The organism is Sporosarcina sp. FA9, from assembly GCF_051550205.1.
Taxonomy (GTDB): Bacteria; Bacillota; Bacilli; order Bacillales_A; family Planococcaceae; genus Sporosarcina.
This window is the reverse complement of sequence record NZ_CP188819.1, coordinates 1,509,436-1,530,616: the sequence shown is the minus strand read 5'-3', so window position 1 is coordinate 1,530,616 and position 21,181 is coordinate 1,509,436. Positions and strand designations below refer to the sequence as shown.

Below are 21,181 nucleotides of genomic sequence, written 5' to 3'. Positions count from 1 at the left end.
CCCCTTATACTTTAATGCAGCGCTTCGCATGGGTCGAACTGACATACTCTAGCTCTGGATGTATTTTCATACACTCAGCATCCGCAAGGGGACATCTTGGGTGAAATTTACATCCGGTTGGCATATCCGCTGGATTTGGTACAGTTCCTTCTATCGAATAAAGATTTTCTACAACATCATGAATTTTTGGAATCGAAGCCATTAATCCACGTGTATACGGATGCAACGGGTTTTCAAATAATTCGAAAACTGGTGCTTCTTCAACAACTTCACCTGCATACATAACAATTACCCGATCCGCAACTTCAGCAACAACGCCAAGATCATGAGTAATCATCAAGATACTCGTATTTCCTTTTTCTTTCAAATTTCTCATAAGCGTTAATATTTGGGCCTGTATCGTTACATCAAGGGCAGTTGTCGGTTCATCAGCGATTAGCAATTTAGGATTACATGATAACGCCATTGCAATCATCACACGTTGACGCATACCACCAGATAATTGGTGCGGAAAACGCCCCATTGCCTTTTCAGCATCTGGAATTCCAACAAGTTCTAGCATTTTAACCCCTTTTTTCTCGGCTTCAGCTTTTGATATTTTATTATGAACAATTAGTGTTTCTCTTAATTGATAACCAATCGTAAAGACCGGGTTCAAGGCTGTCATTGGTTCCTGAAAAATCATGGACATTTCATTACCACGTAATGCTCGATATTCTTTTTTGCTAATCGTACGTAAATTTTTATCTTTGAATACCATTTCTCCTCCATACACTTCACCATTCGGAGGAAGAATTCCCATTAAAGCAAGCGAAGTAACACTTTTTCCGCTACCTGATTCTCCAACAATAGCCAGTGTTTCTCCTTCATTCATAACAAACGATACACCATTGACTGTTGAAACGTATCCGTCTTCTGTTTTAAAGCGTACACGCAAATCCTTAACATCTAATATTCGGTTACTCATAATCTCACCTCGCAGTTAGTCTTTAATTTTCGGATCTAACACGTCACGCAACCAATCTCCTAGAAAAATAACGCCTAAGACAGTTACAGTAATTGCAACCCCAGGGAATGTAGCGACCCACCAACTTGTGGCAATATACTCTCGGCCATCACTTAACATGAGCCCCCATGAAACATCAGGTGATTGGATACCTAGACCAAGGAAACTTAAACTAGCTTCTAAAATAATTGTTGAAGCTACATTTAATGTAGCAATAACGATAAATGATGAAATTACGTTTGGTAAAATATATTTCACGATAATCCGATAATCTTTTGCCCCTATTGCTTTTGCAGAACGAACATAGTCTCTCTCTTTTACACTAAGTGTTTCACTTCGAACCATCCTCGCATAAACTACCCAAGATGTACCACCTAGAACAAGTATTAAGGTTGAAACACTTGGCCCAAGAACAGCAAGGATGATTAACATAAACAATATATTAGGTATTGCGAGGAATGAATCGACTGTTCTCATAATAATAAAATCCCATACTTTTCCGTAAAACCCAGCAACAAGCCCGAAGAACATTCCCAAAATACCAGCCAGAATAACTGCACTAATTCCAACGAGTAAGGATATTCTTGAGCCATAAATAATTCTACTCAAAACATCTCGACCTAAATTATCTGTTCCTAATGGAAAATCCTTTGTTCCACCCTCCAACCAAAATGGTGGAAGAAGCCGATGCATAATATCCGTTTTGGCAGGGTCATACATTGCCAAAATTGGTGCAAAAACGGCCATACCTACCATTGCCAACACGATAAAGAGACCGACAAAGCCAGTCTTACTTTTAAGAAGTCTAATTAAGAGGTTTTGAAGTTTGCCCTTCTTTTTCCGATTAAGTAAGGACTGAGAATTTTCAATTATTTTAGTCATATAATCCCCTCCTTAATCGTACTTAATTCTTGGATCTAGTAGTCTGTAAACAAGATCCGCGAGTAGATTACTAAATATTACGAATATCGCAATTAAAAATGTTGCTGCTTGAACGACGCCCATATCTCGTAAATTGACGGCTTGTACAAGTAATTGTCCTAAACCTGGCCAAGCGAAGACTGTTTCCGTAATAAGCGTTCCACCTATTAACGTCGAAGTTTGCAATGCCATAATCGTGACCACTGGTATTAATGCATTTCGAAATGCGTGCTTGTTCACAACAATTGACTCTCTTAATCCTTTACTGCGGGCTGTTCTTATAAAATCTTGCCCTAATATTTCCAACATACTTGAACGAATTAATCTTGTCATTTCAGCAGCAATTCCAGTTCCGAGTGTAATAGCAGGTAAAATTAAGTGCATTAATCCACCTTTTCCGGAAACAGGTAAAATTTGAAAGTTAACTGCGAATATCAAAATGAGCATAATACCAAGCCAAAAACTTGGCATCGCCTTCCCTAGAACAGCCCCTCCTGTAATAAACAAATCCATGAAACTATTCCTCTTCACAGCAGAAAGTATGCCTAACGGAACAGAAATTAGAATCGCAACAACCATTGAAGCAATTGCAAGCTGGAATGTTGCCGGCATTCGATCTAATACAAGTTCTAATGCGTCTGAGTCATAGCGCAACGATTTTCCAAAATCACCTTTTACTAAATCACCTAAATATGAAAGGTACTGGACAGGCAATGGATCGTTAAACCCAAGAGATTCTTTCAGTGATTCTCGCTCTTCATCCGTTGCTGTTTCAGGAAGCATCAATGCAACTGGATCACCTGTTACTCGAACTAACAGAAAAACGATTAGCGTAATGAGGAGTAGGACAGGAATTGTTTTCAATAAATTTTGCAATAAATATTTCATTCAATTGTACCTCCTCTATTAACAAAAAAAGAGGGGGAAATCCCCTCTTATTTCAATTTAACATCATCTGCAAAGAACATTTCATCTAATCTCGGTGCAAATTCTACTCGGTCATTTACTCCGTAAATTGACTCAAGTTGGTAGAAATAAATTTGTGGACGATCTTCAGCAATTAATGCCTGAGCATCTTGATATTGCTTTGCACGTTCTTCCAAATTCATGTTGGACTCGGCAGCTTTCAACAAAGCCTCAACTTCTGGGTTATTATAATCCGTTTCACCAATCGCTCTTTCAAATTGCAAACGATCTAATGCAAGAGAAGCATCAAACATCGAGTTACCGTAACCAATGAAGAACATATCTCCGAAAGATCTTTCGGTATACTTCGTATTGAATGCACTCCACTCCAAAAGTTCTAGCTTAACTGTTATTCCAACTTCACCCAGCATAGCTGCCATTAGTTCTGCAGTTTCTTTGTCCTTTAAGTACCGACCGTTAGGTGCACTCAATGTCAGTTCAAGTCCATCAGCATGTCCTGCTTCAGCTAAAAGTTCTTTCGCTTTTTCAGGATCAAATAATGTTTTACCAAAAAGGTCTTCATTCGCTCCAACGTTACCAGGAGTTACGCGCGTACGTGTAACCTGACCCGCACCATTTAAAAGTGAATCTACAATTGCTTGCTTATCAATTGCCAAGTCAATTGCTTCCCGAACAAGTGGATCTGCTGTAACATTTCCTTCTGCAGTACGAAGTACAAGCATCATGACACGTTGTGTTGGTGATGTAATTACTGAAGAACCATCAGCTGCGTTTATACGTTCAACATCAGTTGGCGGGATGTTAACAGCAATGTCTACCCCTCCAGTAAGAAGTTCAGAAACGCGGGTCGAATCTTCTGGAATCGCTCTAAATACAAGTTCGTCCCACTTAGGAGCTTCACCAAAATAGTCTTTATTTGCTTCTAGAATAAGTCGATCGTCCCTTTTCCACTCTTTTAATTTATAAGGGCCTGTGCCTACTGGTGCTTTCAAGAAAACTTCCCAGCCTTCTTTTTCAATATAATCTTTTGGAAGAATACCCGAACCAAGTCTTGACAATCGATTCAGTAATGCTGGCTCTGCATTCTCTGTAATAATATCAAACTCATAATCACTCTTAACTTTAACTTCAGAAATTTGTTTATACGAACCGTGTTCAAGTAATGTATCGTCTTTCGCAACACGTTCTAATGTGTACTTGACGTCATCAGCTGTCAATTCTTCACCGTTGTGAAATTTTACGCCTTCTTTAAGTTTGAAAGACCATGTATTATCATCAACATTTTCCCAGCTTTCAGCTAGATCGGAAATGAATCCATCCGCACCGCCATTTTTAACAAGGTAGTTAAACATGTTGACATGTACTGCTTCTGTACTTGTCGTATTATGGTTGTGAATATCAAACGATGTTACGTCTGTACCATTTGCAATCGTAAGGATTTTCGGGGTATTTTCTGCTGGTTTATCCTCGTCTTTACCTTTATCAGGACTACCGCTGTCTTTCGAACATGCTGAAACAATTAATACCAAAACTAGAAAAACTGCTAACAGAATTCTCTTCATACTTTTTCCCCCTCTTTTTTGTTTAAAAATGATAGAGCTAAATTACTTAAAGCACCTATTCCAAACAATATTGCTTTCTCATCAACATTAAATCGGGTTGTATGGATTCCATTGGAAGTTGAATCCCCCGAACACGTACCTAACCGGAAAAATACCGACGGTACTTCTTGTGAGAAATATGCAAAGTCCTCTCCGCCCATTGAAGGATTAGAGAAACGAACAGCATCTGAGCCAAATACAGATTTTGTTGCGGAAACGAAAAAATCTTTAGTAGCATCATCATTTTTTAAAGATGGAGTTACATACTCATAATCTAAATCGCAAGAACCTCCAAATGCTTTTGCCACATTCTCTGCAATTTGATTTATGCGTTCTTCCATAACTTCTCTTGTCTTTGGATTCAAAGTACGAACAGTTCCATTAACAGTTACTGTGTTAGGAAGAATTGTACCTTTTGTTCCACCTTGTATTTGCCCAACGCTGAGGACAACTGGATCAAGAGGATCAATTTGTCTACTTACAATTTGTTGAAGTGAAACAAGAACTTGTGCCGTAATCATAACAGCGTCAACTGCCAGATGCGGATGTGCTGCGTGTCCACCTCTACCTGTTATTGTTAGTTCAAAAATATCAACGGCGGCTCCGCTGTAAACATCATTCGAAACAGAAAACTCGCCAACTTTTAATGCAGGAGCGACATGTAGACCTGCAATCATATCCATCGCTGGATTTTCGAGTGCACCGTCTTCAATCATCTTTTTCGCACCGAGCCCAATTTCCTCAGCTGGTTGGAAAATAAGTTTTAGTGTACCCTTTTCTAGACCGATTTCGGAAAACACCTTTGCAACACCCAACAAGTTGGTCGTATGGACATCGTGACCACATGTATGTGCAACACCTTCATGTACGCTTCGATAGTTTTCATCGATTTCATCAGGCATTGGCAAAGCGTCCATATCTGCACGCAAGCCAAGAACTCGCCCCTTTTCTTTTCCTTTCAAAATACCTATGACACCTGTTCCTCCAACACTTTCTTGTACTTCATATCCCCATTGTTTCAAGTAAGAAGCAACAATTTTAGACGTTCGTTCTTCCTGGAAAGCTAATTCAGGATGTTGCCGTAAATCTCTTCGAATTTCAACGAAGCTTTCGAAATTTGCTATAATTGCTTCGTATAATTGCGGATGAACGTCTTTAAGTTTTTCGAATTTTTCTTTTATTGACTGAGTGAGCAACTTACTTCTCCTCCTTTCTACGCACCATCATTTCTCCATATTTGAATACAAATGATGCCATCATTTTAATTCCATCAATAAAATCTTCAACACGGATGTTTTCATTAGGTGCATGTGTGTAAGACGAGAAATTACCAACTCCGAATGATACTGCTGGAATCCCGAACTTTTCAGTCAACTCAAACATAGGACCCGTTCCAGGTGTATTCGGAATCACATTTGGCGGTTGGTTCGTATACTCCTCAATTGTTTCTATTACCGCTTTAACAATTATTTCAGATGGGTGGGTTCGGACTGCAATCTCTTCACCAAATGTTCGGATTCCAATGTCACTAAATCCTTCGGCATCCAGATAAGTACGCAGTAAATCCAATATTTTATTTGGTAGTTGGCCAGGTACAAGTCGGAAATCAATTTTTGCAAACGCTTCTGAAGGCAATACGGTTTTTGACCCCTCACCTGTATATCCACTTTGAATTCCACAAATATTGCATGTCGGCTCAAAAATATGCTTTTTCTTCAGTTCTTCTCCTGTTAAGTTATTAATAAAATTATCAATGCCCAAATGTTCCAATAACTCAATTTCACTAATATTATATTGCCTGATCATTTGTATTTCTTCTTCAGTAATTGGAATAATATCATCATAAAATCCAGGAATTAATATTCGATCTTGTGAATCTTTTAGTAGATTCAAAGCCTTCACTAAGCGCCAAACCGGACTTCCAATGATTGAAGCTTGAGCCGAGTGAAGATCTGTATTTGCACCTTTTGCAAAAAGTTCAACATACAACAATCCTTTGACGCCAAGCGATACTTCAAGACGGTTTTCCGCATCCCTATAACCAAATTCCCATACACAACCATCCGCATGAATTTTTTCACTGTGTTTATCGGTGAATGCTCCAAGATTAATACTTCCAATCTCCTCTTCACCTTCAAAGATAAATTTAATATCGATTGGCAATTTACCTACTACTTCTTTAATTGCATGAACTGCAGCCATACGTGCTATCAGATTGCCTTTATTATCTGCAATTCCGCGAGCGTATAATCTATCGCCAACAAGTGTTGGTTCAAATGGTGGTGTATTCCATAATTCAATTGGATCTTCAGGTTGAACATCATAATGATTGTAAAAACTTAAAATGGTATCTGTTTCTCCTTTTAAATGCGAGAAAACTACAGGTTGCCCACCAGTATCTAAAACTTCCGCATCAACATTGAACGCTTCATTAAACAGTTGTTCGAGATACGAAACGCTTTCTTTCATCCCTCTATTTTGGGCAGCCACACTTGGAATCTTGCAAAACTCTGTAAGCCAGTTAATATATACGTCACGATTCTTTTCGATATATTCGTGTATTGGATTCGTCAATTCACACTCATCACCCTTTTCGGAAGATTTCCTAAATTACTTATACTGATTTTATACCGAATTCAGTATTGTGTCAATAGTTTCTATATTTAATTATTGAATTAGTTGAATTCCTCTGTATAATGGAAAACAGAACTATATAAAAAATGAAATAGGTGGGGTTGATGAAAATGCAAACAAATCTTACGTTTTTAAAAGCTAATAAAGAAAATATTAAAAATGATTTACTTACTCTAGTTAAAGCTGAATCTCCGAGCCACGATTTACAATTGTTAAAGGAATGTGAGTCTATAATTAAAGACATTTTCCGCAAACATTTCGGAAGCCAATTTACGTTAAAAGAATTTTCTACAGAAGGCAACGCTACACATCTACTCTATGAAATGAAGAATAACTTAAAACCAAGAATTTTATTAATGAGCCATTATGATACCGTTTGGAATGTAGGCGAATTACAATTGGTAGAAGAAGGTGATGTTATATCCGGACCGGGGATTTACGATATGAAAGCTGGTCTCATATCGTCTATTTGGGCCATTAATTCACTAATTAACGTAGAAAAAGAACTTCCTTTCACACCTGTTTTTCTCTTTACTTCAGATGAAGAAACTGGAAGTGAGTCTTCAAAAGAAATTATTGAATCGGTTGCCAAAACATGTGACGCTGTTTTCGTTATGGAGCCGCCTGAGGCACAAACAAATGCATTAAAAACTGAGCGTAAAGGTGTTGGTCAGTTCGAAATTGAAGTAACTGGGAAAAGTGCACATGCCGGCAATCATCATGAGGACGGTCTAAATGCGATTGTAGAAATTGCCAAACTAATTGTTAAACTTGAAGGATTAACCGACTATTCTCTTGGAACTACCGTAAGCGTAGGTACAATAAAGGGTGGGTCGACTAGTAATGTCGTTCCTGAAAAAGCACGAATTGAAGTGGATTTTAGATGCACATCCATCGCTGAAGGAAAACGTATCGAACACATATTTAATACTCTAACTACAGATGATGATCGGTTTTCTCTATTAGTTACAGGTGGAATAAATAGACCTCCACTTGAAAAAAACGATAAAAATCAACAGCTATTTGAACTCGCAAAAATTGCAGGCAATACAATTGGTATGAACATCACTGAGTCAAGCGTCGGAGGAGGAAGTGATGGTAATTTCACATCTCAAATTGGTATCCCAACAATCGATGGACTTGGAATTCCAGGGGATGGTGCCCATGCAAGGAACGAACATATTCAATTCAATTCATTCATTGATAAATGTGCTTTTGTCGCAGAATTATGTATGGAAGTAAGCAGTGCAAAAATTAAGTAACGCACTCTTTTAGATTATAAAATTAGTAGATTGACTAAGCTTTGCTTGGCCAATCTTTTTATTATCAAACAATTAGTTAATGTTTTTTGAACCCTATCCCCTTCTTTCCAACGAACAAACAAATTGCTATACAGCCGTTCATATTAACTTTATACTTAACTAGGTAAACAAAAAGGGGGTTTTGTATTGAATCCATTAATTCATGAACTTTTACAAAAATCTCGTCTCATTAGTAAAGAGGTAAACGAAGTATTGAAAGAGCATAACTTATTTTCATCTCAATGGTCTGTTCTTTATTGCATACATCAGCACAAGGAGATGACGTTGACGGAAATATGGAAGTATTTAAATGTGGAAGCCCCGACAATTACTCGAACGGTAAACCGTTTAATTAAGCTAGGATGGCTAACAACGGTTGAGGGAAAAGACCGTCGCGAAAAGATTGTCCGTCTTTCGGAAATAGCATTAAGTACATTCCCTACTATAGAATCTTCCGTAATTGAGTTTGAAAAAAATCTATTATCCGAAATTACGCAAGAGGAGCAAGTTATTTTTAGGGCTGCATTAACTAAAATCTGAATTAAAAGTTGAAGGTTGTAGGTGCTTTAATGAGAAATGAACCAATTTGGTCGAAATCATTTATTAGTTTGTTTTGCACAAATTTATCCGTATTCATCGTTTTTTACGGATTAGTTTCTACATTACCTCTGTACGCGAAGGATGTTTTAAGTAAAACAGATAAAGACGCGGGGCTTTTAATGTCTGTTTTCTTATTATCGGCCATTTTAGTACGACCGTTTACCGGAAAAATATTAGATGTTTACGGTAAAAGAAAAATGTTATGGATTGGCCTGGTTCTTTATTTGGCTTGTACAATCCTTTATTACTTTATTGAACCATTTCAAGGATTATTGACGTTGCGCTTCGTGCACGGTATTTTCTTTAGTCTCATAACTACCGCTGCCGGATCACTTGCAGTAGATAATATCCCCGTTACCCGTCGCGGTGCTGGACTCGGTTACTACACAATGTCAACGAATCTTGCAGTTGTTCTTGGCCCACTAATTGGACTTTTCATCATACAATACTATTCATTTGATATTCTCTTCATTGTTATGAGTTTTATTATGATAATAGGTGTTGTTGCATCGTTGTCGATCATTCAAAAGGATTTTTCATATGCCGCCTCAGTTAATGAGAAGTTTGCATTTGGCGATCTATTTGAAAAAAAGGCCCTACCCGTTTCCCTTTTAGCGAGTGTCATATCCTTTTCGTACGCAAGCGTATTATCCTATTTATCAATTTATGCACAAGCAAAAGATTTACTGGAATTGGCGAGTACATTTTTCCTGATTTATGCAGCAGTCATGCTCGTAGCAAGACCGTTTACGGGTCGTATTTTTGATGAAAAAGGACCAAAGTTTGTTATTATTCCTGGGTTTATTAGTTTTATCATTGGTTTAATAATGTTAGCGTTTATGGATTCCACATTTGTGTTCTTAGTCGCTGGTGCTTTTCTCGGGTTTGGTTACGGATCGATTGTTCCAAGTTTTCAGACACTTGCAATGCAGGCGACAGATCCTGAGAGAAGTGGATATGCAACGGCTACATTTTTCACATTATTTGATAGTGGACTCGCAATTGGTTCGTTTGTTTTTGGACTTATTGCAATAAGTTACGGATATCAGAATATGTACTTACTATCCGCGTTACTTATGCTGATTGCTTCAATTATTTATGTACTTTTACAAAGAAAAAAGATTGAAACAGTAGCATAAATTTCTTAAAGCCAGGTTCATGTCAAATCAGAACCTGGCCCTCACTATACATAGATTTAAGGTATGTGCATCATTCAATTATTTCAACGCTCTATTAACAGCATCCATATCAAAATTCTGATCCCCTTGCATACGTCCCCACTTCGTCATATTTTCAAAGTCATCATCCTCGGAATTCGCAAGAACATTTAGATAGTGGTCGTAACCGTGCTCACCGCCTACATCTTCAGGCGGTGTGTTTCCTTTTCCATCTAGACAAATGGGATAGTTGAACTCGTGGTTTTCAATCATTTTTTCTACTTTGATATCGTGTTTCCAGTCGTCGCCAAAATCATACGTGTATGTTAGAAGTTCGTATGGAGGGATATATTCCGATAGCTTGATACCTTTTTCTAGAATCGTACTTACTCCCCCGACATCGGAAAGTGATTCTGGATGGCAAACAAGATTGACGATTGGCTTAGCTCCATTCAAGAACTTATCGTACACAGCAAATTCGTGTAGATGGTAATCTTGCCATCCGAAGGCTGTTTGCAAAATAGTATGCAACTGATTAAACGTTTTGTGCATAGGAACTATAAGACGTCGCCACACTTCATGATTCTCTAGTCTAAGTGTAACTTTCAGAACCACCGCCTTCGTTTCAAAAATAGGTTGACCAGCAAAAAGCTGAAGATCTTTAAACATCTCTTCGCTCGGATAAATATAGGACTTCTTCCCATCACCAACAAAAAGACGATTTAACTTTATTCCCATTTGTGGTTGAAAAATAGTCTCTTCATCAATCAAGTCATAAAAAAAAGATATTGTCTCACAGGACTTATTCAATCTTGCAACGGAAGTGCGATCTTTTGTTTTTGTAATAGCTACTTCATTTGCTATAAGTAAATATTTATTAATAACCTCTTCCCTGATACCCTCCGACTGAAAAGATTCTCGTATTGCCTGCAAAACAACTTCATTAAATTTATTAAACTCCTTTGCTTTTAATCCAAACATTACAACTACATAACGAGTAGTCTCATTTATTAATACAACTACTTTTTTCCGATTGTAGATCAGTACATTTGCATGCCATGAGAATAATGGATCCACCTCTGAAGCTGGTGTAGATTCGGCTTTTAGCACATCTAATAGTTTCTTTGTACAACCAATTTGCATAATCGGAAAACTCCTTTGTGGGTTATTATTTGTTTCAATTTACTTTCTCCAAACGAATTCACTTTATAATATGTATACATCAGTTCTTCTTCAGGTACCCAGCCAAACTTCACCTCATACAGCTTATTTGTATTCTAACATATTTTACTATATGAGCTATCATTGGGATAATAGTTTGTTGGATCTAGATATTGAGCACATAATTATACCTCTTGAATAGAATAGCTTAGAGCGAACTAAGAGAAATGGAAAGGAGTTTCACTGATTAATCAGAATAATAATAACCAAAATCATTATTGGCTCAATCATTGGCAAAACCCACAATATCTAAGAATTACATTAGAACAAGCAACGGTCATGTTATAAAAGCGGAATTGGATTACGATGATGGAATAATGCTTTATGAAATCGATATTCGGACTAGAGAGGGTCAAAAATATGAAGTGAAAGTAGATGCAAATACAGGAGCAATCCTTAAAGTTAAGGTGGATTAAGAAATAAGTATGAAGGAAGCCATGATTGGTAATAGACACCATTCGTGGCTTCCTTCATTTTTCGTTGGGTTTTTGATAATAGTTTTCTATCCAAAAATCTTAGGATATAGAACCTGCAATCATAATCGAACTTCGAATTAATTGATAGCACTCCAATATATCCGTGCAAATAAATGAAATTTCTAATGGCCCAACTTTTTTTACATAAGGCAATATTTCAACTGCATCGGCCTGACCAGTATTAATAAAAGTCATTTTTACTGTATAGGGTGGTTCAATTCGGTAAGGGCTAATTTCATCGTACGCTAATAAAGCATTTTTTGTACTTTCTTTTATCAACTCTCTTGCCACAACCGGATGCATATTCAGGGCAGTAGTTCGATTAATCGTTTGTTTTACGATTGCTTGGTGAATGTTCGGAACTAACGATTTCGCCTCAATTGCAACTAAATTGCATCCTGATACAAAAACAACTGGCACATTGAAATGACCAGCAACGAGAGCATTTAATCCGAATTCGCCAAGCTCTATGCCATTTAATTCAATGGACCTGACTACTCTTCCGTTAAATGTGTGATTTAATATTCCTTCAGCACCCATTTTTGTATGATATCCAACAAATAGGGCTGCATCAAAATCAGAGCTAATGCCCTCCATCATCGCAAGCTTTTTGGGCGTTCCTAAGATTAATTCCGCTTTCGTATGTAATTGTTCATGATAAATATTTCGCATCGTTCCATGAGAGTCATTCACAACAATCTTTTCTGCCCCTGCCTCCAAAGCCCCTAGTACACAAGCATTCACTTCTTTAGTCATTAGCATTCTAGCGTAATCATGTTCTCTTCCATCCCGCATTGTATGTTCACCGTGAACAACTCCAGAAACACCTTCAATATCAGCTGATAAAAATATTTTCATAATTTATCCCTCCTACTAATGCCCACTTTAACTCCTAATGTCTTCACATAAAAAGCTCCTTATCATCAGGTTTGTCAAATTTACAAATCTGCTATTCACCGTACTAAAAGAAGCCATCTAAATAAAAGAAAATAAAGCACTTTTCATTATTTTGATTGAGAATCTCGAATATTCCTATGAAAAGAAAAAAAGGCCTCTCCCTTATCCGATAACTTCGTTCCACCCCTGCCTTTACGCACATTTACTAAGCATAATTCATGAAGTACCTCTAATCGAAGCCGTAGTTGCTGGTCAGTCAAAACAATACCTACTTCGCGTAATCTCAATTTAACTTTTGACCGTCCAAAAGACTCGAGTTCTTTCTTTCCCGCTTGATAAACTTCCAAAATCGCCAAACTTTCATCTAAAAATCCATGTGCTTCGATTTTCTCTATCATCAAACTCATTTCTTCTGAAAATTGACCATTGATTTGCAAATGCTCATCCGTATTTGCATGAACATCGGGTTGTTGCATCATAGTCTGATTGTTCTTTAAACCCTCAATAATGCAATGTTCTTCAGCTAACACTAACTGCGATTTAAAGAATCGATTCATTAGTGAAATTTGATTGATATTACTATCAAGATAATCAGCAATTTTCACCACCGTATTGAAGTCAACGATTCGAGGACCAATATCGATTACATTGGTAAAGCCTTTTGGGACGAGTTCCATTTCTCCCGGAGTCACTAACCAATCGATAGTTGGTTGTATTGAACTAATTGAATCATAGGTACTATACTCATGTTCAAAGAATATGTCTCTAAGGGAAGTTGCTGTCTCCTCCGCATGTTCAATCGTGTCGTTAATAATTAAGATTTGTTGATTTTTCGGCATATTCAGCAATTTTTTTGTCGCAACAATATTTACTTCTCTTTTAGCAATAATAATTGGGCAAGACCCTGGAATGAATGGACGTGTAATGCCAATTAGGACTTCTTTCGATAGAACCACAATATCATGTTCCGAAATAAGATCCATAGTCATGTCTTGCAAGGTCATTGATGACAACTCGACACTGTCCCCGAAAATTTCCAATAGTTGTTGGGAAATTGTATTTAAATAGGCTTTTTGAATTGCAACTATATGAAGTTTTTTCATATACTTATCCTTTTAGCTCTTCAGCAAAATGACAAGCAACAAAATGATTGTCCCCAAAATCTCTGAATTCCGGCTTTTTTTCTTTACATAAATCTTGTGCAAACGGACATCGTGTATGAAATGTGCACCCTGATGGAGGATTAGCTGGACTTGGAATATCACCAGATAAAACAATTCGGTCCCTCTTTGCTGAAGGGTCGGGAATCGGGACTGCACTTAGTAATGCTTTTGTGTAGGGATGGAGTGGGGTTTCAAATAACCGATCCCTATCTGTCAATTCAACGATTCTTCCCAAGTACATAACCGCTACACGATCAGAGATATGTTCAACGACACTTAAATCATGTGCGATAAATAGATACGTCAAATTGTACTGTTCCTGCAAATCTTTCAACAAGTTTAGAATTTGGGACTGAATTGAAACATCAAGTGCCGACACGGGTTCATCTGCAATAATAAGTTTTGGATTTACCGCAAGTGCTCTAGCAATTCCAATTCTTTGACGCTGCCCTCCACTAAATTCGTGGGGATATCGATTTGCGTGATATCGATTCAGACCTACAACTTCCAATAACTCCATCACCCTATCCGACCTTTTTGACTTTTCTAGATTATGAACAATTAAAGGCTCTTCAATAATTTCCTTTACAGTCAGCCGAGGATTAAGTGATGCGTAGGGATCTTGAAAAATCATTTGAAATTCTTTTCGATAAGGTCTTATTTCATCGGCTGTTAAATCAGTAATATCTTTCCCCTCAAAGATGATTCTTCCTTCCGTCGGTTCCAATAACTTCATCAGCACTCTGCCTGTTGTAGATTTTCCACAACCACTTTCTCCTACTATGCTTAAAGTTTCACCTGCTTTTATCGAAAAAGAAACTCCATCTACCGCTTTTACATTGCTCTTTTTTCTATTAAACAAACCTTTCTTTAAAGGAAAGTGCTTCTTAATATTTTGGACTTCCAGTAAGTACTGACTCATCTTCAGGCACCTCCTCATGTAACCAGCATCTGCTAGAGTGATTTAATGAAACTTCCTTAAGTTCTGGCTCTTTTTCCCAACATATGTCCATTGCATATGGACATCTTGGTGCAAATTTACAGCCCTCAGGCATTCTTGATGGAATTGGAACGTTCCCGGGAATTGATTGCAATCGTTCTACCCTCTCACCCATTTTTGGTATCGAGGCAAGTAATCCTTGGGTATAAGGATGTTTTGGGCTTGAAAAAATTGAATGTACATCACTTTCCTCTACTGCACGACCACCATACATAACTACAACTCGGTCACACATTTCCGCAACTACACCTAAATCATGTGTAATTAATAAAATAGCTGTTTCTGATGTTTCGGTCAAATTTCGCATTAAATCTAATATTTGAGCCTGAATCGTTACATCTAACGCTGTTGTTGGCTCGTCAGCGATTAATATCTTCGGATTGCAAGCCATGGCCATCGCTATCATTACTCGCTGCCGCATTCCACCCGAAAGCTGATGAGGATACTCATGGATAATCTCAGAGGGTCTTGAAATACCCACTGCAGTTAAGATTTCAATAGTACGTATTCTCGCTTCCTTTTTTGATAACTTAGTATGAAGGATAATTGCTTCTTCAATTTGTCGACCTATTCTAAACACTGGATTTAAAGAAGTCATGGGTTCTTGGAAAATCATCGCGATGTCATTACCACGTATTTTCCGCATTTCACTTTCACTTAACTGGACAAGATCGGAACCCTCAAAAAGGATTTCACCACCCACAATTTTTCCTGGGGTATCTTTTAATAACCCCATTATGGACAAGGACGTAACACTTTTACCACTCCCGGATTCTCCGACAATTCCAACCGTTTCACCTTTCGATACTTTAAAAGAAACATCATCGACAGCTTTAACTACACCAGAATCACTAATAAAATACGTTTGTAGATTTTTTACTTGTAGCAATATATTATCATCCATTGAACTTACTCCTTTCTTCACGTAATTACTCTTTAATCTTCGGGTCAAGTGCATCGCGTAAACCATCACCTAATAAGTTAAAAGCAAGTGCGGTAATGAATATCGCCAAACCTGGAAAAAGTGTGACATGTGGTGCAATATTCAAATAATCACGGCCTCCACTTAACATTGCACCCCACTCTGGCGCTGGTGGTTGTGCACCTAGACCTAAGAAACTTAAAGCGGCTGCTGTTAAAATAGCCGACCCAATACGCATGGTGAAATAAACAATAATACTCGAAATTGTTCCTGGAAAGATATGTTTCCATATGATTCTTCGAGGCCTAGCACCTATCGACGTAGTTGCTTCTACATATAATGTTGATTTAACAGATAATGTAGAACTTCTGACAATCCGAGCAAATACGGGAACACCAAATATCGCTACCGCAATAACAACGTTACTAAGACCAGGCCCTAAAATTGCAATAATACCAATTGCCAATAAAATCCCTGGAAATGCAAGTAATATATCACAAATTCTCATGATGAGCCGGTCAACCCATTTTCCGTAGTATCCTGCAAGCAAACCCAACAGTGTTCCACCAATCGCACCCAGTAGAACGGAGCTTAATCCAACAATTAAGGAAATCTGTGTACCAGCTATAACACGACTAAAGATATCTCGTCCGAATGCATCCGTTCCCGCCCAGTGCTGTGCTGAAGGTCCTGTTAACACATTGTTGTAATCTGGTTCAGTTATGTCGTAAGGCACAATTGAAGGGCCAATGATTGCAAGTACAATTAGAAAGATAACAAAAAAGAATGCTATAAACGCAAGTTTTTGCTTTTTGAACTTTCTCCAAAACTCTGAGAAAGGGGTTCGAGCTTCAATATTTTCTATTGACATTTGTATATATTCTTCTTTTTTAGATAGTTTCACTTCTGCCACAAAGGTCCCTCCTTACTCATATCTAATTTGTGGATTTAATATTCCATAGAGCAGATCCACAATCAAGTTTATAATTATAAATTCCAATGCAAAGATAAGCATTTCAGCTTGGATAACTGGATAGTCTCTAAATGCGACAGAGTCTATCAAAAGCTTTCCTAGACCCGGCCAACTGAATACCGTTTCAATAACTACGGATCCACCTAGTAAAAAGCCAAATTGTAGGCCTGTCATTGTAACGACTGGAATCATTGCATTTCTTAAACTATGTCCCCAAATGACATTTCTTTCTCGTAACCCTTTAGATCTAGCCGTCCGAACATAGTCCTCTTTCAATACATCCATTAACGCTGATCTTGTAAAACGGGCAATTACCGCTGCAACTCCGGTTCCAAGCGTGAAGGCAGGTAAGATATAACTCTTCCACGATTCCAATCCTCCGGTAGGAAACCAACCAAGTGTTACTGCGAAAAGTTGTATAAGCATAAGTCCTAGCCAAAATGCTGGTAATGATAATCCGGAAACAGCTGCAAACATTCCCATATAATCGGGCCATTTATTTCTTTTTGTAGCCGATACAACACCTATTATCAATCCAGCAACGGTCGCCCAAGCCATACTCCAAAATGTTAACCAAAAAGTGGGCATGAAACGAGCACCAATTTCCTCTGTAACAGGACGATTTGTTTTTAATGAAGTACCTAAATCCCCTTTTAAAAGATTCCCCATATATGTTATGTACTGTTCAAATAAAGGCTTATCTAAGCCCAATTCTTGTCGAACCATTTCCACATCCTCAATTGTTGCATCTGAGCCCGCAACGAGGCGGGCAGGATCTCCCGGTATCATATGTACGAATAGAAAGATAAGTATGGTAACAACTATTAATATCGGCACAATTTCCACTAGTCTTTTAATAAGAAAACGAAGCAATGTCATCCCTCCTAATTGTTAAAAAATAAAGCGCTATATACTAAATATATAGCGCTTCATCAGTAAACTTTTACTTAATCTCAAGGTTCCTAACATCAAGTGAGCCGTCGGGTAATAGATAAATTCCATCTAAATAGTTTTTCTTACCCGAAATCGTATTTTCTGCTGACAAGCTAATCCAAGGAAGATCATTCCATAATAGACTTTGTATTTCTTTATATGCTTCTGCACGCTTGTCTGTGTCTGCAGTTTCTAACGCTTCTTTAATCAAGCCATTTACTTTAGGATTGTCATAATAAGAGACGTTATATGATTTAGGTGGGAAATTATCCGCACCTCCTAGAAGTGGTCGAATACCCCAATCCGCATCACCTGTAGATGGTGACCAGCCGCCATAATACAGTTCAATTTCAGCGTCTTCTGGATTTTGAACTGACCAAATTTTATCAGATAGTGTTCCTGATTCCATTGGAACAACTTCTATGTCTACATTTATTTGTGCAAATTGTTGTTGTAGAAACTCCATCGCCTTCATAGCACTAGAGTTGTTAGCGCCCCAAATTTTCGCTTTGAAACCATCTTTATATCCTGCTTCTGCTAGTAATTTTTTTGCTTTTTCAATATCAGGTTTTGTTGTTTCTTGTTTAGAATAATATTGAACAGCAGGTGCTATGATTGAATCCAAAACACTTGCATGACCGTTTGTAACAACTTGAATAAATGCTTCTTTATCTACAGCTAAATCTAAAGCTTGTCGAACCTTAAGATCATTGTATGGTGCTTTTAGCGTATTCATCGTCATATAACGGACGACAATAGAAGGTTTACTATCTACTTCAATACCATTTTTACCATTTACGCTATCTGCTTGTTCTGTTGGGACTGGATAAATAAAGTCTGCTTCACCAGTTTGAAGCATTGCAATTCTTGATCCATTCTCTGTAACTGGCTTAAAAGTGATACTATCGACTTTTGGTTGTCCCTCTATACGATAGTCATCATTCTTAGTAACTTCCAAACCTTCGCCTGGTTTCCATTCAACAAATTTAAATTGACCTGTTCCTACAGGGTTTGTAGCAACATCTTTGCCGAACTCTTCCAAAGATTTCGGGCTATGAATCAATCCTGCTGGGTGTGCAAATGTATTAATCATGGCACCAAATGGCTCTGATAATGTGAATTTCACTTCGTATTCACTAATAACTTCTGTTTTTGCAATTAAACTATATAGGCTATGTCTTTTCAAACCGCTATTTGGATCTGCAAGACGGTCAAAGTTTACTTTCACTGCTTCTGCATTAAAAGGAGTTCCGTCATGAAAATTGATCCCTTCATTTAAAATGAATGTGAATTCAGTAGCTTCGTCATTCGCCGTATACTCTTTTGCTAGCATCGGAATGACGTTCATTTCTTCGTCAAACCCAAGAAGTCCTTCAAAAATTGTTCTTTGAACCGAGCCGGATAATGTATCGTTCGTGTCATGCGGATCCATTCCCGTAAATGTACTAGATACCGCTATTACAATGTCCTTCCCCTCTTTCGTTGCTTGTTCAGGTTCCTTTTTTTCTTCAACTTCTTTCGAATCATTTGAACAGGCTGCTAGAACGAGCACAAGCATTAGAATCAATACAGAAAGTAAACTATAACCTTTTTTCATTTTTTATCCCCCTAGAATTTTTTTATGATAAAATGCATTATGCATTTTTCAACGAGAAAACTGGTCGTAACTGACCAATAACTTCTTGCCTTGCGTTTTTCAAACTGGGATAGTGATACTCCTTTAATAGCTCTTTTTGCTCTTCAGATATTAATCCCAACTGTTTTAGCACTTCGACTGCAACAGGCGAAGTTGCACGGCCCGTACCATCCTCAATTTTCAAAGCTATTCCAAGACCACTTTTAAGATCCCCAATACAATAAACTCCTTCTGCTCCAGCTTTTCCAAACATTTGTCCCTCTTCAATCTTCATGAAGTCCGAACAAAAACGGTCTGTGCCTCCAACCATTTCTGGTGCTTCCATCATTGCAGAAGTAACTTGTTCAATTGCTCCTTTTCGTTTATCAGAAAAAGAAGAAGGATTTGCCATTTTCGCAAAACCAAGTGCTAGGTTTTTAAGTGGAATCCCATGAACTGGAACGCCACATCCATCAATCCCGATTTCTATATCTTCCACGGGAATTTCAGTTAAGTCACTAATCACTTCAATTATTCTCTGTTGGACTGGATGATCTATTTTATAGTAATCTTCTACACTTTCACCCATATGTATCGCCGTTGAAAGCATCCCGCTATGTTTACCCGAACAATTATTAAATTCCGCTGTAATTTCAGTACCTGATTGCATTAACCCCTCATATGTTTCTTTCCACCGGGGAGGATGCGTACCGCATTTCAAACTATCAGTAGTTAAACCAAGTTTACTTAAAATATTCTTAACGCGATCCGTATGCTGACTTTCTCCATTATGTGATGCACAAGCTAGTGATAGGTCAGCTGGCTCAAATTGAAAGAAGTCGGCAGCACCTGTTTCTACGATTGGAATAGCTTGCAATGGTTTCATCGACGACCGTGCAAATATTACCTTATTCGGATTTCCATTAGAATAAAGAAGTTCGCCATCGCTGTTTACCACCGCAATATGTCCCCAATGTTCACTTTCAACAATATTCCCTCTAATAACATCTACCAAATGTTCAGCATTCATAGTTAGCATCCCTCTTTATTTATATTTTCTAATTACTATATATCACAAACCACCCCATTACAACTGTTTATTTGAAAAACATAGTATATTTAACAAACTTAATTCTATTATTAATTTACAAACCTTCTTGTATCTATACTTGTGCATCTTTGAAATTTTTTATTTAATAGGGTTTAATGTGTAAATGAGATGAAATCAATAGTGACAACCATTCTTAATTTTAGTGTTAATATCAGATTTGATGCTATTATGATAAGATAAATATAACTTTATTGCCAAAATACTAGGATGTGAAGGAGTTGAAGAATTTGACTCCAAGTATTCAACAGGTTCTAAAATTGGTTCATTAACTAATCATCTCTATATCAAAGTTATTTAAAAAGTGAGTGAGGAATCCAAGTGAAGTTTAAAATAGCCTATCATCCCGTTTGGGAGCAGACACTAACAGTTCCTGAAAAAGAAAAGTACGAGAAATTATTAAGTAATTATAGTTCCGAAAGCACTTCTATTTCAACAAGTACCGTAGTTGTGAAACAAAAGAAAAATGGTGGAATGGTCGCAACAGTTTTCATTTGCAATGGCATGAATACAGAACTTAAGTTAATTAAGGCCAATGTGAAAATTAAAAACGAAGAAAATACCAGCCAAGCAAATGCTGAGTTCACGACAAACATGATTATACCAGCCAATGCAGCGATGCCTTGGTCATTTGTATTTAAATCAGAAGATGTAATAGGTAAAGTGGTTTCTAATGAAGAATGGATAGTCCTAATTTCGCCTGTCGACTAAGCTCGAACCAATTTT

At 37.6% G+C, this 21,181-nt stretch carries 20 protein-coding genes; 5 read left to right on the top strand and 15 right to left on the bottom strand.

Annotated features, from left to right (window positions below; all coding sequences use genetic code 11):
• Window positions 1-4: 4 nt before the first annotated feature.
• Genes ACP8HH_RS07450 through ACP8HH_RS07425 form a run of 6 tightly spaced genes read right to left on the bottom strand, consistent with a single transcriptional unit; the run spans window position 5 to window position 7,029 of the window.
• A complete protein-coding gene (locus ACP8HH_RS07450; protein ID WP_438318039.1) occupies window positions 5-967 on the bottom strand; it encodes an ABC transporter ATP-binding protein in 963 nt (320 codons plus the stop codon).
• A 15-nt stretch (window positions 968-982) separates the two neighbouring features.
• The gene (locus ACP8HH_RS07445; protein ID WP_438318036.1) at window positions 983-1,888 is read right to left on the bottom strand and encodes an ABC transporter permease; all 906 of its coding nucleotides are present in this window, start codon (window positions 1,886-1,888) and stop codon (window positions 983-985) included.
• 12 nt (window positions 1,889-1,900) lie between these two features.
• Window positions 1,901-2,815 carry an ABC transporter permease gene (locus ACP8HH_RS07440; RefSeq protein WP_438318033.1) on the bottom strand — a complete coding sequence of 305 codons (915 nt, stop codon included), beginning with the start codon at window positions 2,813-2,815 and terminating at the stop codon, window positions 1,901-1,903.
• Window positions 2,816-2,862: 47 nt separating this feature from the next.
• Window positions 2,863-4,416 (bottom strand): ABC transporter substrate-binding protein, encoded by a 1,554-nt coding sequence (locus tag ACP8HH_RS07435; RefSeq protein WP_438318031.1) that lies wholly within the window; start codon window positions 4,414-4,416, stop codon window positions 2,863-2,865.
• Complete coding sequence (locus ACP8HH_RS07430) at window positions 4,413-5,651, bottom strand: M20 metallopeptidase family protein (protein WP_438318028.1); 1,239 nt, start codon at window positions 5,649-5,651, stop codon at window positions 4,413-4,415. Before ACP8HH_RS07430 ends, ACP8HH_RS07435 begins: the two co-directional genes overlap by 4 nt.
• A gap of 1 nt (window position 5,652) precedes the next feature.
• Window positions 5,653-7,029, bottom strand: coding sequence for a M20/M25/M40 family metallo-hydrolase (locus tag ACP8HH_RS07425; protein WP_438318025.1), 1,377 nt, complete (start codon window positions 7,027-7,029; stop codon window positions 5,653-5,655).
• 164 nt (window positions 7,030-7,193) lie between these two features.
• On the opposite strand from ACP8HH_RS07425, the gene ACP8HH_RS07420 reads away from it, so the two are divergent.
• The 3 genes from ACP8HH_RS07420 (at window position 7,194) to ACP8HH_RS07410 (ending at window position 10,129) form a co-directional block, all read left to right on the top strand.
• Complete coding sequence (locus ACP8HH_RS07420) at window positions 7,194-8,351, top strand: M20 family metallopeptidase (protein ID WP_438318022.1); 1,158 nt, start codon at window positions 7,194-7,196, stop codon at window positions 8,349-8,351.
• Between the two features lie 186 nt (window positions 8,352-8,537).
• Entirely contained in the window at window positions 8,538-8,930 is a 393-nt protein-coding gene (locus ACP8HH_RS07415) for a MarR family winged helix-turn-helix transcriptional regulator (RefSeq protein WP_438318019.1), read from the top strand.
• Between the two features lie 29 nt (window positions 8,931-8,959).
• Window positions 8,960-10,129: an MFS transporter gene (locus ACP8HH_RS07410; RefSeq protein ID WP_438318016.1), complete on the top strand. Its 1,170-nt coding sequence runs from the start codon at window positions 8,960-8,962 to the stop codon at window positions 10,127-10,129.
• 78 nt (window positions 10,130-10,207) lie between these two features.
• On the opposite strand, the gene ACP8HH_RS07405 is transcribed toward ACP8HH_RS07410, so the two are convergent.
• Window positions 10,208-11,290, bottom strand: a complete 1,083-nt coding sequence (locus ACP8HH_RS07405) for a plasmid pRiA4b ORF-3 family protein (protein ID WP_438318013.1) — start codon at window positions 11,288-11,290, stop codon at window positions 10,208-10,210.
• A gap of 296 nt (window positions 11,291-11,586) precedes the next feature.
• Here ACP8HH_RS07405 and ACP8HH_RS07400 point away from each other — a divergent pair, with 296 nt between their 5' ends.
• Entirely contained in the window at window positions 11,587-11,784 is a 198-nt protein-coding gene (locus ACP8HH_RS07400) for a PepSY domain-containing protein (protein WP_438318011.1), read from the top strand.
• A 99-nt stretch (window positions 11,785-11,883) separates the two neighbouring features.
• On the opposite strand, the gene ACP8HH_RS07395 is transcribed toward ACP8HH_RS07400, so the two are convergent.
• From ACP8HH_RS07395 to ACP8HH_RS07360, 8 genes are all read right to left on the bottom strand, one after another.
• A complete protein-coding gene (locus ACP8HH_RS07395) occupies window positions 11,884-12,702 on the bottom strand; it encodes a M55 family metallopeptidase (RefSeq protein ID WP_438318008.1) in 819 nt (272 codons plus the stop codon).
• 146 nt (window positions 12,703-12,848) lie between these two features.
• The gene (locus tag ACP8HH_RS07390; protein ID WP_438318005.1) at window positions 12,849-13,844 is read right to left on the bottom strand and encodes a hypothetical protein; all 996 of its coding nucleotides are present in this window, start codon (window positions 13,842-13,844) and stop codon (window positions 12,849-12,851) included.
• A 4-nt stretch (window positions 13,845-13,848) separates the two neighbouring features.
• Window positions 13,849-14,826, bottom strand: coding sequence for an ABC transporter ATP-binding protein (locus ACP8HH_RS07385; RefSeq protein WP_438318002.1), 978 nt, complete (start codon window positions 14,824-14,826; stop codon window positions 13,849-13,851).
• Window positions 14,792-15,808, bottom strand: coding sequence for an ABC transporter ATP-binding protein (locus tag ACP8HH_RS07380; protein ID WP_438317999.1), 1,017 nt, complete (start codon window positions 15,806-15,808; stop codon window positions 14,792-14,794). Before ACP8HH_RS07380 ends, ACP8HH_RS07385 begins: the two co-directional genes overlap by 35 nt.
• 25 nt (window positions 15,809-15,833) lie before the next feature.
• A complete protein-coding gene (locus ACP8HH_RS07375; protein ID WP_438319065.1) occupies window positions 15,834-16,697 on the bottom strand; it encodes an ABC transporter permease subunit in 864 nt (287 codons plus the stop codon).
• A 54-nt stretch (window positions 16,698-16,751) separates the two neighbouring features.
• Window positions 16,752-17,678: a glutathione ABC transporter permease GsiC gene (gene gsiC / locus ACP8HH_RS07370; RefSeq protein WP_438317996.1), complete on the bottom strand. Its 927-nt coding sequence runs from the start codon at window positions 17,676-17,678 to the stop codon at window positions 16,752-16,754.
• A 64-nt stretch (window positions 17,679-17,742) separates the two neighbouring features.
• Window positions 17,743-19,329, bottom strand: coding sequence for a glutathione ABC transporter substrate-binding protein (locus ACP8HH_RS07365; RefSeq protein WP_438317993.1), 1,587 nt, complete (start codon window positions 19,327-19,329; stop codon window positions 17,743-17,745).
• Window positions 19,330-19,366: 37 nt separating this feature from the next.
• Window positions 19,367-20,377, bottom strand: coding sequence for an asparaginase (locus tag ACP8HH_RS07360; protein ID WP_438317990.1), 1,011 nt, complete (start codon window positions 20,375-20,377; stop codon window positions 19,367-19,369).
• 399 nt (window positions 20,378-20,776) lie between these two features.
• On the opposite strand from ACP8HH_RS07360, the gene ACP8HH_RS07355 reads away from it, so the two are divergent.
• Window positions 20,777-21,166, top strand: coding sequence for an SLAP domain-containing protein (locus ACP8HH_RS07355; protein WP_438317987.1), 390 nt, complete (start codon window positions 20,777-20,779; stop codon window positions 21,164-21,166).
• Window positions 21,167-21,181: the final 15 nt, after the last annotated feature.